Origin of the sequence: Dyella sp. (assembly GCF_051954575.1) — a bacterium.
In the GTDB taxonomy this organism is placed as follows: Bacteria; Pseudomonadota; Gammaproteobacteria; order Xanthomonadales; family Rhodanobacteraceae; genus Dyella_B.
In genome coordinates, this window is the sequence record NZ_JBQCHP010000049.1 from 1 (window position 1) to 13,982 (window position 13,982).

Below are 13,982 nucleotides of genomic sequence, written 5' to 3' on the forward strand. Positions count from 1 at the left end.
TGGGTGCAGGCGGTGAGCAGGCTGACGCTCAATAACGCGCCGAAAACATAGTGACGTGAACGCATGATTCCTCCGGGCATGGCTGATGCATTTATCCCCTGCAAACCGCTGATGCCTGCGGTCTTACCTCACCGTCATTCCGGCGTTCGCCGGAATCCAGTTTGACAACGCGTCCGAAGGACACAAAATCGTTCTGAGTGCTTCGCACGACTTATTTGAACTGGATTCCGGCGTTCGCCGGAATGACGGTGAGGAACAATAGAGTGCTACGAAAAGTGGCAATACCGATGTTTCGAAACCAGGAAAGACGATTAAGAGATTAATCGGCCTTCACCGGCGTCAGGCGCAAATCCTGGAAATCAAAACTGAAATCCGTCAGCGGAGAAATCGGCTGCATGCGTGCTTCGCGCACGTGGCCATCCACGTCCAGTGCAAAGTTCACGAACGCATCCGCGTTCAAGGCGCGGTCGTCCCAGCGCACGATAAAGGTATCGTGCTGCCACGGCGTCATCGTGCCGACCAGTTGCGGCGTCTTGCTGAAACGTAGGCGCTGCTTGCCGCCTTCGTTGGCGATCACGATGTCGCCATACCACGGGTCGCGATAGGTGCCGGCGTATTTCGCCAGCGACAAGGAAGGCTTGGCTTTGGCGTCGCGCGCGGCCTGGTGTGCTTTCCAGTTTTCGTCCGCCTTGCCCTGCGCATGCTTCACCGCTTTGTCGTACACCGCCACCCAATCGGTCTTGTTGGATGCATTGAGATACGCATCCAGCACGCGGTAGGTCACCGCGTTGAATGCGGCGCCGGTTTCCTGGTTGGTGAGCACCACCACGCCCAGCTTCAAGCCCGGCACCAGCGTGACGCGCGAGACCATGCCCGGCCAGCCACCGGTATGCCATACCAGCTTCTGGCCGTGGTAGTCGCTCAGGAACCAGCCTTCACCGTAGCCGGAAAAATTCGGCATCAGCGGCTGCAGTTCCGGAATCGGCGGCTTGTTTACCGGAATCGGCGTGAGCATGGTCCACATCTGGTTCTGGCTGTCCTGCGAGAACAGATGCCGCGGCTTGCCGTCGGCATCCTTGCCCGGCAGTTCACCGCCGGCGAGCTGCACATTCATCCACTTGGCCAGGTCGTGCACGCTGGCGTAGATGCCGCCGGCGCCGGGGTTGTTGGTCCAGGCCATCGGCGGCACTGGTTTCAGGTTCTTGAAGTCGTACAGCGCATGGCCGGTAGCGACATCCATGCTGGGTTTCAGGTAAGTCATGTCGACCAGCGATTCGTCCATGCCGACCGGCTTGAAGATGTGCTCGCGAAGGTAGTCGGCATAACTCTGGCCAGATACGTTTTCGATCACCAGCGTGGCGACGGCGAACAGGACGTTGTCGTACGCGTAGTGGCTGCGAAAACCGTTGGCGATCGGCACATGGCGCAGGCGCTCGACCACTTCCTTGGTGCTGTAGCGGGTCGGCGGCCAATACAGCAGATCGCCGGCGCCCAGGCTCAGGCCGCTGCGATGCGCCAAGAGATCACGCACGCGCATGTCGTGCGTAACGTATGGGTCGGACATCTGGAACCACGGCAGGTAATCGGTGACCCGCCCGTCCATGTCCAGCTTGCCCTGCTCGGCCAGCATCTGCAGCGCGGCGGCGGTGAAAGCCTTGGTGTTGGACGCAATCGCAAACAGCGTGTGCGCATCCACTTTTTCCGGCTTGCCGCTTTCGCGCAGGCCGTAACCCTCTTCCAGCACCACCTTGCCGTCCTTGACGATCGCCACCGCAATGCCCGGCACGTTGAAGGTCTTGCGCGCGCTGTCCACATAGGCGCCGAAATCCTGCAGCATCGGCGGCAGCGCTGCTTGCGTGTCCTGCGGCGCATCGGTTGCCGGCTGCGTCTGCGACCAGGCCGGTGCGGCGATGGCGAACGCCAGCATGGCGCAGCCGGCGGTGATGCGTAAGGACAAGGACGGAAGAGGCATGGTAGCTCCGCGGCAAAACAAAGCCGCAGTCTAGCTGGTCGATGGCCACCCGCACGCTGCGCCAAAGGTCACGTAGGTTGGGGTGCAAACCCTGAAATATCCCCACGTTTTTCGCCTGATATGTTGAGCGAAATCAGCGGACTAACCATTTCTGTGCGTAATCGCTCATATCGCCTCACCGTCATTCCGGCGAAGGCCGGAATCCATCGCCAGTACGAAGCATGGATTCCGGCCTTCGCCGGAATGACTTTTGGGCTTTTTGGCGGCCCTCCAGCATGAACGTTTTCGTTTTTGCAGAGTAAAGAAGCGCTAAGCAAAAACGTGGGGATATATCAGGGTGCCAACCCCAACGTCGCCATGCTTCCAGATCGCAGTGTTGGGGTTCGCACCCCAACCTACGTCACCGCGCGCGATGCGCATCCAGCCATGGCACCAACGATACGTACCAGATGTTGTCGCCGCCGTTGTCCCAGCTCTGCATGCGCGCCAGCGTCGCCTGGGCCTGCGCAGGCGTCAATGGGAATGTCAGCTCGGTGCGCCGGTCGCTGGTGTAGTAAAGCGTGCGTCCATCGGGACTGAAGTGCGCGCCCCACTGGCTCCACTTGCCCGGCTTGCCGTTGATCGCTTCGCCCAGGTTGATCGGTGTGCCCCAGTGATCGCCTTCGCGAAAGGCGATGTAGAAATCACCCGTACCGCCGGATTTGGCATCGGCCGAGTTGAACACCATCATGGATTGATCGGGCGCGATCGCCGGATCGAACGTGGCCGCGGCCGGATCGCCTATCGCCACTCGCGCCGCCGGTTGATACGCACCATGTTCGAAGGCCGAACGGTAAATGTGGAACACGTTGTCCGCATCCGGATGGATGAAATACAGGCTGCCATCGGCTGCAATGCTCGGCGCGTATGTGCGGTCGCTGGCATTGACGGCAGCGGGCAGATGCACCGGCATGCCCCAGCCGGCGCCTTTGCGATCCACGCGCCATAGATGACCGCCGCGGCCTGGGCTGACCTTGCCTTTGATCGTCGCCGCCAAGGCTTCCGTGCCCGTCACCGGACGGTTGGACACGAACACCAGATAGGAACCATCCGGCGACATGGCCGGATCGTGATCGAGCCATTGTCCGGAGAACGGTGCGATCGCCGGCTTGGACCACGTGCCATGTTCGCGATGCGACACCAGGATCATCGAACCCACGTCGAAATACACCGTGTCACCGTCCGGCGTGAACGCCGGACACGCTTCGCCGGCCGGTCCGGAAATCACGCCCGGCGCAAACACCTGGGGCGCATCGGCGGCAAGCGATGCAAAGCTTGGACTCAACAGGCCGAGCGCAACCATCCACCACAAAGACTTGCGGAGCATGTCGTTCTTCCTTAAGGAGGCAGGAAGACGCTGTATAGTCTTCGCCTTCGGGTTGCCGCATGTCCTTAAAGTCATTGCGCATGCCGGCATCGAAGGCGCGCCGCCCCGCGACGCACTACACTGCGCAGGTCGCCAACAAGGAGTCCGCGGTGTCCCTGTCTCGCCTCATCCCCTTGATCCTGCTTGCCCTCTTGATCGGTGGGATCGTGTTCTGGAACCGTCATGCCGCGCCGCCTCAAGGCATGGTGTCGCACGGCAACGTCACCCTGCCGGCCACCGGCAACGTCAACTGCCCTGCCGCGCGCACCAACCTGCCGTCGTACATGCCGCCGGAGGCTTGCGTCACGCTGACTGCCATCCTGCAAGGCGGCCCTTATCCGTACAGCCAGGACGGCGTAGTGTTCGGTAACTACGAAGGCCTGCTGCCGAAACAACCGCGCGGCTATTACCACGAATACACGGTGCCCACGCCTGATGCGCGCAACCGCGGCGCGCGTCGCATCATTACCGGCGGCACGCCGCCCACGGTGTTCTACTACACCGACGATCACTACCGCAGCTTCAAGTCCTTCCAGGTGAATCGATGAGCGAGGAAGGCGCCCTCGACCTGACCCAGGCGAACGACGGTGGCGTGTACTTCGTCGACGCCGCCGACTTCGACGCGCTTATTGCCGCGGCCGAACAAGGCCGGCTGTACGTATGCAGCGCCGACCTGGCCGGCTGCCGCGACAAGGCCGAACTGCTGCGCCGCCTTGCCGCCGCGCTCAACGTGCCCAACGGTTTCGGCCAGAACTGGGATGCCTTGCTCGACACCCTGCGCGACCTTGAATGGCTGCATGGCGAAGGCCATGTGCTGCTGCTCGATCACGCCAGCGACCTGCGCGAAGCGGCCGCCAAGGATTTCGACACGCTGCTGGCTATCCTGCACGAATCGGCCGGCTTCGCCATCAGCCAGAGCCGCCCGTTCTTCGCTTTCCTCAGCTTGCCCGAGCACCCGATGGTGCTGCCTTCGCATCGTCCGTCATGACCCGAATCGACTTCGAACTCGACCGCGACTACGTGGAACTCAATCAACTGCTCAAGCTTACCGGCCTGTGCGATAGCGGCGGGCAAGGCAAGCAGATCGTCGCCAGCGGTGCGGTGTATGTGGATGGGCAGCAGGAGCTGCGCAAAACCTGCAAGATTCACGCGGGGCAGATTGTGCGGTTGGAGGATGTGGAGATTCGTGTGGTGTCGGCGTAGCGCGCTGTCCAGTCCGCCTCGAATCTCAGCTGCGCAAATGATGGCTCCCTCCCCTGCTTGCAGGGGAGGGTCGGGGTGGGGTTGTTCGAGCTTGCCGCACTGTTTGAATACGTCGCGAGGTTGCTTCCCCCACCGCTTAACCCTCCCCCCGGATCAAGTCCGGGGCAGGCTCTACTACACGTAGGGAGGGGACATATCCGGCAAACTGTGTGGTGTAACCAAACAAAACCCATCGGCGAATACCGAACAGGTTCTTTCGGAGACTCGCCATGCAACCCCGTCGTCTCGCCGCCCTTTCCGCCCTGCTCAGCCTGACCGCCTGCACCGCCGCCGCCAGCAATGCGCCCCTGCCCGACCCCGCCTACGACGAAGCCAAACCCGCCACGCACAGCACCGAAACCGCAGTGCTCGCGGGCGGCTGTTTCTGGGGCATGCAATCGGTGTTCGAACACGTGCGTGGCGTACGCCAGGTTTGGGCAGGCTATAGCGGCGGCAATGCAGGCACGGCGCAGTACGAGGTGGTCAGCGAAGGCAACACGGGTCATGCCGAGTCAGTAAAGATCACTTTCGACCCTGCCGTGGTCAGCTACGGGCAATTGTTGAAGATCTATTTCGCAGTCGCGCACGATCCCACCACGCTCAACCGCCAGGGGCCGGATGCCGGTACGCAGTATCGCTCGGAGATTTTCTTTGCCAGTCCGGAGCAGAAGAAAATCGCGCAGGCGTACATCGCGCAGCTCAACGCGGCGAAGGTATTCGACGACGCCATCGTGACGCAGGTGGCGCCGCTGACGGGTTTCTATGCAGCCGAGGATTACCACCAGGATTACGCGCGCAAGCATCCCAACGACATGTACATCGTGGTCAACGATGCGCCGAAGGTGGCGCGGTTGAAGCAGGTGTTTCCTGGGATGTATCAGGACGAGCAGATGGTGGTGGATGTAAAGCTGTAGGTTGGGGTGCAAACCCCAACATCGTGATGTATGCAGGCAACGTGTTGGGGTTTGCACCCCAACCTACTTCGGCGGCACCAGCCGCAACCGCGATGGTTCGTGCCTAGGGTTTGGCGACAGCATCCGCTCGATTTCCAGCGGCGGCAGGCCGCGCGAGTAGTAATAGCCCTGGCCTTCGGCGCATCCGGCGCGCAGCAGGAAATCATGCTGCTCGGCGGTTTCGATACCTTCGGCGATCGTGCACATGCCCAGGCTGCGGGCGATGGCGAGCATCGCTTCGACGATCGCTACGTCGTTCGCGCTATTGGGCAGGTCGGTGATGAAGGAGCGGTCGATCTTCAGGTAATCGATGCCCGACAACTTCAGGTACGCCAGCGAGGAATAGCCGGTGCCGAAGTCGTCGATGGCGATGCCGATGCCCAGCGCATGCAAGGTGTGCATGGTCTGCTCGGTGGCTTCGCCCAGGCGCAGGATCGCGCTTTCGGTGATTTCGAACAGCAGCCGCTTGGGTGAGATCTGGCTGGCCTGCAAGGCCTGCTTCACGCTGTCGATGAAACCGGGATGCCCGAAGGTGGCGGCCGATGCGTTCACCGCCACACGGATCGGCGGCAATTTGGCTTCGTCCCACATGCGGATCTGGTTGCACACCGCGCGCATGATCCAGGCGTCCAATCGGCGGATCAGGCCCAGGCTTTCGGCCAGCGGGATGAACTCATCGGGCATCAGCTCGCCGCGCTCGGGATGGCGCCAGCGCACCAGCGCTTCCACTGCCACGATGCGGCCGCTACGCAGTTCCACGCTGGGCTGGAACACCAGGTGGAATTCGTCGCGGATCAGCGCCTGGCGAAGATCCGCGCCCAGCATCAGGCGCATGCGCGCGTCGGCGTGCATCAGCGGCGTGTAGAAGCGGAAGGTGTTGCGCTCCTGCGTCTTGGCCGCGTACATGGCCGCGTCCGCGTTGGCGATCAGGGTGACCGGATCGCTGCCGTCCAGCGGGTAGCCGGCCACGCCGATGCTGGCGCTCATCACGATTTCGTAATCGCCGATCAGCATCGGCTCGGACAGGCTTTGCAGCAGGCGGCTGGCGAACTGCGCAGCTTGCTCGCGCGTACGCAGGCCGCCGAGCAGCACGGTGAATTCGTCGCCGCCGATGCGGCTGGCCACGTCGTTTTCGCCCAGTTCGCGCCGGATGCGCTGCGCCACTTTCACCAGCAGGCGATCGCCGATGGCATGGCTGTAGCTGTCATTCACCGCCTTGAAGGCGTCCAGGTCCACGAACAACACCGCCGCGGCGCCGTTCACGCGCGCCGCCGCTTCGATCGCCTGCGAGCAATGCCGCTGGAACTCGCTGCGGTTGGCCAGGCCGGTGAGCGGATCGTGCGCCACCATGTACTCCAGGCGCTGGCGATCGGCCTTGCTGCGCGTGATGTCGGTGATCACCGCCACGTAGTGCTGCACGCGGCCTTCCATGTTTCGAATGGCGCTGATGCTGAGCAGCTCCGGATAGGAGGAGCCATCCGAACGCCAGCTCTGCACTTCGCCCACCCAGTTGCCGCCTTCGGCCACCATTTCCCAGATCGATGAGGGTAACGGTGAGCCATCGGGCATGCGGCGCAATTCGTCGAAGCGATGATGCTGCAGATACGGCAGCGTGTAGCCGGTGATGCGTGTGTGCGCGGCGTTCACCGTGGTCACGCGTCTATCCGCATCGGCGATGATCACGCCTTCGGCAACACTGGCCAGCGCTTCGGCGGCGATGCGGCGTTCCTGCTCCATGGCGATGCGATCGGAAATGTCGCGCATGATCGCCTGGCGCACCGGCTGCGCGCCCCACGTGGTGAGGCTGCTGTGCGTTTCGACCGTGCGGATCAGGCCATCCACCGCGCGCAGCAGGCCGATGGTGGATGAGCCGGCCGAACGCGTGCTGCCTTCCACGAACAGCTCGAGAAAATTGAGGCCGATCAGTTCATGCGGGTTGCGTCCGGTCCAGGCACCGGCAGTGCGGTTGGCGCCAAGAATGCGACCATGCACTTCGTCCACCATCACGATGGCGTCGGCGGCGCTGTCGAACAGCAGGCGATAGCGTTCCTCGGTGCCGCGGATGCCGGCCAGGATGCGCTTGGCCATGCGCACCCACAGCAGCGAGGCCAGCAATGCGGAGAGCAGCACGCTGGCGAACAACACCCGCCCCAGCCAGGCGGCGCCCAGCGCGATCTGCAACGAGAAATCGTCGCTGCGCGGCTGGATGAAGGCGTTGAGCGCATCGATGCGCGCGCGCTGACCGGCGATTTCGCGGGCCGGAGGCGTGCCCTGCGCATAGGCCTGCTGCAATTCGTCGGCGATGGTATTCAAGTCTTCGATCGCGCCATCGACCGAACGCCAGTCCTTCAACGCCGGCCCGACGTAAGGCAGCTGGGCGAAGTGATCGAGAATGAAGACCATGCCCGGAATGGCCGCGGGGATCACCCCGCCGCGCCGGAACGCCTCGTAGACCGTGTGCCGGTCGTAGTGGCCGCTGGCGATGGCGTCGCGCGCGGCGCGGTCGGTACGCACCACTTCGTAATTGCGGCGGAAGCTCGCCAGCCGGGCCGGATCGCCGGTGCGGGCATAGTCGGTGAGGTCGATCACCGATTGCTTCTGGGCCTTGGACCACAGGCTTTCGCCGTTCAAGAAGCCCGCCAGCGTGACCTGGACCTGGAGCGCTCCCCAGGTCAGGGACAAAACCAAGCCAACGACCGCCGCCAAGCCGTACGCCAAAGGCATAAGCCGTCGTGACAGCGGTCGTTGCTGAGCATTGCGGGTGATACGCATCGTGCCCCTATTTCTTAGAGCCTGTCATCCACAGTCCAGAAACTGCCGACCTGACGTGTATCGCCCCACCAACGCTTTACTTAAGCGGCCGCTTCACTGGCCAGCCACGGGTCTCGACGCACATCCAGACACCGATCCAGGGTGATCCTCATACTTACATAGCTACGTTTGACGCATTCTTGCAGATATGCGACTTCATCCGCGCGAGGAGCGTTCCCGATCAGGGTACACACGATCTCCAGCGCCTCCCATGGATGAGTATCATCATACGCTGCGTGAAGTTGAAGCCAACGCAGGGTGCCCGGACGCGTGGCCTTGGGGAAGTTCTCCTTGTATGCCTCGCTCTCGTAAACCCATTGCGACCATTCCCCGGTCGCCCCCTCTACGGCGTAGTTGGTGGCGATCATGCCCGCCGCCAGCGGACCGCTGCGGCTGACCTCCTCGCACCAATTGGATAGCGCATCCGTGCCGTACGGGGTGCTTCCGTTCAGTACTTCCGCTTGCGGCACCCCTGCCCCCTCGGCCCAGTTGAGCCAGTATTCGGCATGATTCTGCTCCACTCGGATGTTGCGTACCAGCCATCGGCGGGCCATGTTTTCGCCCGGGCTGCGGCCATACTGCGTTTTGAGCAGGTTGAACGCCATATAGCCAGGGAACCGCTCGATCACCGGCCATACGCCGACCATGAAGTCGCGGGTGCCGACCGCGTCCAGGCGGTTTTCGCGCATCAGCGTCCATAATTCGTGCTGGACCACGGCGTGTTTGGTCGGCTCGCAAGCGTTGACCATGTCTTGGGCCCATGTCGGATAGCTGGACAGATGGGTCAGCGGGCCTGTGCGTTCGAAATGTGCGTACATGTGTGAGTCTCCACTTTGGTTAGGGTCGTCTCGGCCCGGACGGGCCGACGCCGGGGCCTGGAACGGCCCCAGCCATACCAATAGTGGTCGCCCGGCGCAGTCGTTGCGACTTCCGGGTTTTCGAAGGGATCAAGGGAATGGGATATGGAGAATCGTTGAACGCATGGCGCAATATTTCCCTATTCACCATTCCCCGGCATACCAAGCTACGCTCGTCCGCGACGCGCCTCGTACGCCTTCAGGTGCGTATACGCCAGCCGCAACATCGGCAGTTCCAGCCCCGCCGCTTCGCCGCGCATCAGCAGGTCGCCGATGACGTGATCGGCTTCCACCGCGCCGCCCCGTTCCAGATCGCGCATCATCGAGGCGCTCAGCGCCGAACCCGGTTCGGTCAGCACGGAGCGGCCACGTTCCAGCACCACGTCGCTGGGCGCATAGCCGTGCGCTTGCGCCACGCGGCGGCAATCCTTGAACAGATCCAGCGTGGCCCGCTCGCCGCCTGGTACCGCGACGATGTCGCCGACCGATGCGCGCATCAGGCAAGTAATGCCAGCCAGCGATGCGAGGAACACCCATTTGTCCCACATGTCCTGCAGGATGGAAGTGCTCAGGCGCGGCTCGAAGCGGGCGTTCGACATCGCCTGTGCGATGCGCTCCACGCGCGACGAACGGCTGCCGTCGCGTTCGCCGAAGGTGAGGCTGTGCGATTGATTGAGATGACGCACCACGCCTTCGGCATCCAGCGTGGCGGCGATGATGCACTGGCCGCCGAGCACGTGCGCCGCGCCGAATCGCGCATCGAGCAGATCCAGGTGCCGCATGCCGTTGAGCAACGGCAGGATCGCCGTATGCGCGCCGACTGCGGGCGCCATGTCCTCGATCACCTGCGGCAAGTGATAAGCCTTGCAGCTCACGATGATCAGGTCATAGCCGTCCTTCAGCGAAGACGCCTGCACCGTCGGCGGCGAAGGCAGCGCGGCGTCACCGGCGGGGCTGCGGATCTGCAGGCCGTTGCGCGCCAGCACTTCCGCACGCGCCTTGCGCACCAGAAAGGTGACGTCTTCGCCGCTTTCCAGCAAGCGGCCGCCGAAGTAACCGCCCGTCGCGCCTGCACCGACTACGAGTATCTTCATCGCTGCATTGCCTTCATCGAGAAAACCGACGGCATTATCCACCAGCGTGGCGGTGGACAAAATGCATACGCGGCAGCGTGCCACATGACGTTCCCCGCGCTTGCTGTCATCATGTCCGACACCTGCTCCGGGCTAGGGCGCATCAAGGGATCCTCGCGTGTTGAAACGCGCAGCACAGCAACGGTTCGTGGCATGGTTGGCTTTGGCCGCCATGGCCTTGATCGTGCTGATGCCGGTGGTGTCCCGCTCGATGCCCATGGGCGGCATGGCGATGGGCATGTCGTCCGCGCCGGACGATGGATGCCCGCTGCACGCGGCGCATCCGGATCATCGCCATGCTGGCATGCCGGAACATCCGGAGGATCCCACCGCACGCTGCGGCTATTGCGTGCTTTTTTCGCATGTGCCGGTGGTGGGGTTGGGCATCGCCCTCGTCTTGCCAAGCTTGCAGCATCCATCGTTCGTACCGCGCACAACGATGCCGCGTCGGGTGCCCGCCGAGCCATGGTTGAGTGCGCACCCGCGGGGACCGCCATTGTTTGTCGAAGGTTGATTCGGCAGCGTTGTTAGTTTTTGCTCGTCATTCCGGCGAAGCCCAGAATGACGAGAGAAACATCCGAACGCATCGATATTCTTCTCGCACTCGAACGAATTCCCCAACCATGCAGCCTATCCCCCTCACCAGCGCACGCACTGCGTTGCCGCTGGCCATGCTGGCCTCGTCCATCGCCATGGCGCAAACCACGCAGGACGCCTCCAACACGACACCTGCGCCAATGAAAACCACCACGCTGGCGCCGATCAGCGTATCGGCGCGCATGCACACACCACCGGCGTCCAAGCCGGATTTTCCGGCCACCCAAACCCGCGTCAGCGCGGCGCAGATCGACGCCACCGTCAACGCGTTGGACGTGGAAGACGCCGCCCGCTACATGCCCAGCATCTTCATCCGCAAACGCAATATCGGCGACACGCAGCCGGTGATCGCCACGCGCAACTGGGGCGTGAACGCCAGCGCGCGCACGCTGGTGTACGTGGACGACATTCCAATCTCCGCGCTGATCGCCAACAACAACACGATCGGCGCGCCGCGCTGGGGCATGGTGTCGCCGGAGCAAATCGATCACGTGGACATGCTGTACGGCCCCTACTCGGCCGCGTACGCCGGCAATGCGATGGGCGGCGTGATGCATATCGTCACGCGCACGCCGGACAAACCGGAAGTGACGATCCAGCAGACCGAAGCGCTGCAGGCGTACGACTTCTACAACACCAAGGGCCACTACAGCACCAGCAAGACCAGCGTTACCGCGGGCGGGCGCAACGGGAAGTTTTCCTGGTTCGTCGGCGCCAGTGGCCTCAACAGTTTCAGCGAGCCGCTCAGCTACATCACCAGCGCGTCGATACCGGCCGGCACCACCGGTACCATTCCGGCAAACAACAAGGTCGGCCAGCCCGCCAACGTGCTTGGCGCGGCCGGGCTGCTGCATTCGCGCCAGCTGAATCTCAACGGCAAGTTTGCTTATGAACTGACGCCGTGGCTGCAGGCGGCGTACTGGATAGGTTTCTGGAGCAACCACGGCCAGTCGCGCGTACAGACCTACCTGAGCAATGCGCAAGGCGCGCCGACGTACGGCAAGTCATCCGCCTTCGCCAGCAACAGCGCATTCCTGAGCGCGCACCACCTGATGCAGGCGTTGTCGTTGAAGACGGATACCGGTGGCAATATCGATGGTTCGCTGGTGATCACGCACTACGACTACACCAAGGACAACCAATGGTCGCCGGCCGGCGTGGCGAGCGGCGTGACGTTTACGCCAAACGGATTGCTGGCCAGTTATGGCGGCACGGGCTGGTCCACCGCCGACCTCAGCGGCATCTGGCGGCCGCAAGGCCATGCCGGCGCGCACGAGATATCTGCGGGCGTACATGCGGACGAGTACACGCTCGCCAATCCCACCTACAACCTCGCTGCATGGCAGGCGCCATCCAGCATTACCGGCCTGTACGCCGCCGGACGCGGCAAGACCCGCACGCATGCGTTATGGGTGCAGGACGCCTGGCGGATCGCGCCCGGTTGGCTGGCGACGATCGGCGGTCGCTACGAAACATGGCGCGCCAGCGACGGCTTCAACTTCAGCGGCAAGACGGCGGTGCACCAGCCGGGCGAACGCGCGTCGGCGTTCTCGCCGAAATTGAGCGTACGTTGGGATGCCGCGCCCAGCTGGCACGTGACCGCGTCGGCGGCCAAGGCCGTGCGCTTTCCGACCGTGGCGGAGCTGTATCAATTGGTGGCGACAGGCGCCACGTTCACCTCGCCGAACGCGAACCTCAAGCCGGAGCGCGACGTGAGCGGCGAACTGGCGATCGAGCACACGTTGGAAGAAGGCTTCGTGCGTACATCGCTGTTCCAGGAGAACACGCGCGACGCGATCATTTCGCAGACTTCCACCCTGCCCAGCTACGCCGTGCCGGTCACGTTCTTCACCAACGTCGGCGAAGTGCGCAACCGCGGCATCGAACTGGCGGCCGATCACGATAACGTGCTGATCGAAGGCCTGGAGCTTTCCGGCAGTGTCACCTACGTCGACTCCACCGTTCTTTCGAACGACAGTTTCGCCAGCAACAGCGGCAGCACATCGGACGGCAAGCATGTACCGTATGTGCCACGCTGGCGCGCCACCGCCGTGGCCACCTATCGGCCCACGCCCGCATGGGCTTTCACGCTGGCCGGCCGCTACAGCGGCAAGCAGTATTCGACCATGGACAACACCGATAGCACTGCCGATGTGTACGGTGCATTCGATACGTTCGTGGTGTTCGATCTGCATGCGAACTACCAGGTCAATGAGCAACTGTCGGCGTCGTTCGGTGTCGACAATCTCAACAATCGACAGTATTTCCTGTTTCATCCGTTCCCGCAGCGCACGTTTGTCGCCAGCGTGAAGTTGCGGCTGTAAACGAGAGGCGCCGGACCCGAATGGCGCTTACTTAAAGGCACTTCTATAAATTGCTCGCAGCTCGTCTGATGGCGTGACTGGGCGACATAACTTGACGCTGGCCATGATCTACTCCCTCCCCTGCGGTAGTAGGGGAGGGCCGGGGGTGGGATTGTTTGGGCTTTAGCGTATAGCTGAATTTCCCTTGGGAAATGGCATCGTCACCTTGCTCGGCTTCCGCCGCTCGCTTCGCTCGCACCCCACCCTATCCCTCCCCTGCAAGCAGGGGAGGGAACCGCCTTTCACCAGCATCGAGATGTCTGCTTCGCTTGAGGGCACTTTATAGAAGCGCCTTTAAATAAGCGCCATTCAGGCCAGTCCCCTAAAGCGCGCGCCGCAGCACCTTCAGCCCCTGCTCGATGTCCTGGAGGTCAACGGCCCCATACCCGAAAACCAGGCCCTGCGATGCAGGCGTTCCAAAGAAATAGCGCTCGAACGAATGCAAATGCACGTTCGACTCCAACAGCCGTGCGGTCACGCGCTCCAGGCTTTTGGACACCATCGATCGCGCCGCCACATGCATCCCATAATGCGACTGCACCGGCTGCAATTCCGCGGAGAAATCCGAGCGCAATATCTCCCACACCAGGTCCCGCCGCTTCCGGTATACGTCACGAAGCTTGCGCACGTGCCGCGCCAGGTGCCCATC

The 13,982-nt window shown here is 62.8% G+C and carries 12 protein-coding genes; 6 read left to right on the forward strand and 6 right to left on the reverse strand.

Translation table 11 applies throughout. The features are described from left to right. Positions 1-319: 319 nt before the first annotated feature. Positions 320-1,972 carry a serine hydrolase gene (locus ACTHNE_RS07220; RefSeq protein WP_440268890.1) on the reverse strand — a complete coding sequence of 551 codons (1,653 nt, stop codon included), beginning with the start codon at positions 1,970-1,972 and terminating at the stop codon, positions 320-322. A 400-nt stretch (positions 1,973-2,372) separates the two neighbouring features. Beyond that, positions 2,373-3,338, reverse strand: a complete 966-nt coding sequence (locus tag ACTHNE_RS07225; RefSeq protein ID WP_440268891.1) for a TolB family protein — start codon at positions 3,336-3,338, stop codon at positions 2,373-2,375. 155 nt (positions 3,339-3,493) lie between these two features. On the opposite strand from ACTHNE_RS07225, the gene ACTHNE_RS07230 reads away from it, so the two are divergent. The 4 genes from ACTHNE_RS07230 (at position 3,494) to msrA (ending at position 5,533) form a co-directional block, all read left to right on the forward strand. Beyond that, positions 3,494-3,925: a ribonuclease domain-containing protein gene (locus ACTHNE_RS07230; protein ID WP_324943384.1), complete on the forward strand. Its 432-nt coding sequence runs from the start codon at positions 3,494-3,496 to the stop codon at positions 3,923-3,925. Then, entirely contained in the window at positions 3,922-4,365 is a 444-nt protein-coding gene (locus ACTHNE_RS07235; protein WP_324943380.1) for a barstar family protein, read from the forward strand. The genes ACTHNE_RS07230 and ACTHNE_RS07235 overlap by 4 nt, the downstream gene beginning before the upstream one ends. Continuing rightward, positions 4,362-4,580, forward strand: coding sequence for an RNA-binding S4 domain-containing protein (locus ACTHNE_RS07240; protein ID WP_440268892.1), 219 nt, complete (start codon positions 4,362-4,364; stop codon positions 4,578-4,580). Before ACTHNE_RS07235 ends, ACTHNE_RS07240 begins: the two co-directional genes overlap by 4 nt. A gap of 269 nt (positions 4,581-4,849) precedes the next feature. Then, positions 4,850-5,533 (forward strand): peptide-methionine (S)-S-oxide reductase MsrA, encoded by a 684-nt coding sequence (gene msrA, locus ACTHNE_RS07245; RefSeq protein ID WP_440268893.1) that lies wholly within the window; start codon positions 4,850-4,852, stop codon positions 5,531-5,533. A gap of 63 nt (positions 5,534-5,596) precedes the next feature. On the opposite strand, the gene ACTHNE_RS07250 is transcribed toward msrA, so the two are convergent. The 3 genes from ACTHNE_RS07250 to panE all read right to left on the reverse strand — a co-directional run bounded on the left by ACTHNE_RS07250 (position 5,597) and on the right by panE (position 10,334). After that, complete coding sequence (locus ACTHNE_RS07250; protein WP_440268894.1) at positions 5,597-8,296, reverse strand: putative bifunctional diguanylate cyclase/phosphodiesterase; 2,700 nt, start codon at positions 8,294-8,296, stop codon at positions 5,597-5,599. A 128-nt stretch (positions 8,297-8,424) separates the two neighbouring features. After that, on the reverse strand, positions 8,425-9,201 hold the full coding sequence (locus ACTHNE_RS07255) for a TenA family transcriptional regulator (protein ID WP_324946190.1): 777 nt from the start codon (positions 9,199-9,201) through the stop codon (positions 8,425-8,427). A 206-nt stretch (positions 9,202-9,407) separates the two neighbouring features. After that, positions 9,408-10,334, reverse strand: a complete 927-nt coding sequence (gene panE, locus ACTHNE_RS07260; RefSeq protein ID WP_324946196.1) for a 2-dehydropantoate 2-reductase — start codon at positions 10,332-10,334, stop codon at positions 9,408-9,410. A 157-nt stretch (positions 10,335-10,491) separates the two neighbouring features. Here panE and ACTHNE_RS07265 point away from each other — a divergent pair, with 157 nt between their 5' ends. Both ACTHNE_RS07265 and ACTHNE_RS07270 read left to right on the forward strand, forming a co-directional pair. Further along, complete coding sequence (locus ACTHNE_RS07265; protein WP_440268895.1) at positions 10,492-10,887, forward strand: DUF2946 domain-containing protein; 396 nt, start codon at positions 10,492-10,494, stop codon at positions 10,885-10,887. A gap of 109 nt (positions 10,888-10,996) precedes the next feature. Next, positions 10,997-13,294, forward strand: coding sequence for a TonB-dependent receptor (locus tag ACTHNE_RS07270; RefSeq protein WP_440268896.1), 2,298 nt, complete (start codon positions 10,997-10,999; stop codon positions 13,292-13,294). Positions 13,295-13,655: 361 nt separating this feature from the next. Here the strand turns inward: ACTHNE_RS07270 and ACTHNE_RS07275 are convergent. Continuing rightward, positions 13,656-13,982: hypothetical protein (locus ACTHNE_RS07275; RefSeq protein ID WP_440268897.1), on the reverse strand; the 327-nt coding region annotated here is incomplete at its 5' end.

What these genes read in the sequence shown, in the direction of transcription:
- ACTHNE_RS07220 (WP_440268890.1), bottom strand. Translation starts at nt 1,972, where the DNA reads ATGCCTCTTCCGTCCTTGTCCTTACGCATCACCGCCGGCTGCGCCATG.
- ACTHNE_RS07225 (WP_440268891.1), bottom strand. Translation starts at nt 3,338, where the DNA reads ATGCTCCGCAAGTCTTTGTGGTGGATGGTTGCGCTCGGCCTGTTGAGT.
- ACTHNE_RS07235 (WP_324943380.1), top strand. Translation starts at nt 3,922, where the DNA reads ATGAGCGAGGAAGGCGCCCTCGACCTGACCCAGGCGAACGACGGTGGC.
- ACTHNE_RS07240 (WP_440268892.1), top strand. Translation starts at nt 4,362, where the DNA reads ATGACCCGAATCGACTTCGAACTCGACCGCGACTACGTGGAACTCAAT.
- msrA (WP_440268893.1), top strand. Translation starts at nt 4,850, where the DNA reads ATGCAACCCCGTCGTCTCGCCGCCCTTTCCGCCCTGCTCAGCCTGACC.
- ACTHNE_RS07250 (WP_440268894.1), bottom strand. Translation starts at nt 8,296, where the DNA reads ATGCCTTTGGCGTACGGCTTGGCGGCGGTCGTTGGCTTGGTTTTGTCC.
- ACTHNE_RS07255 (WP_324946190.1), bottom strand. Translation starts at nt 9,201, where the DNA reads ATGTACGCACATTTCGAACGCACAGGCCCGCTGACCCATCTGTCCAGC.
- panE (WP_324946196.1), bottom strand. Translation starts at nt 10,334, where the DNA reads ATGAAGATACTCGTAGTCGGTGCAGGCGCGACGGGCGGTTACTTCGGC.
- ACTHNE_RS07270 (WP_440268896.1), top strand. Translation starts at nt 10,997, where the DNA reads ATGCAGCCTATCCCCCTCACCAGCGCACGCACTGCGTTGCCGCTGGCC.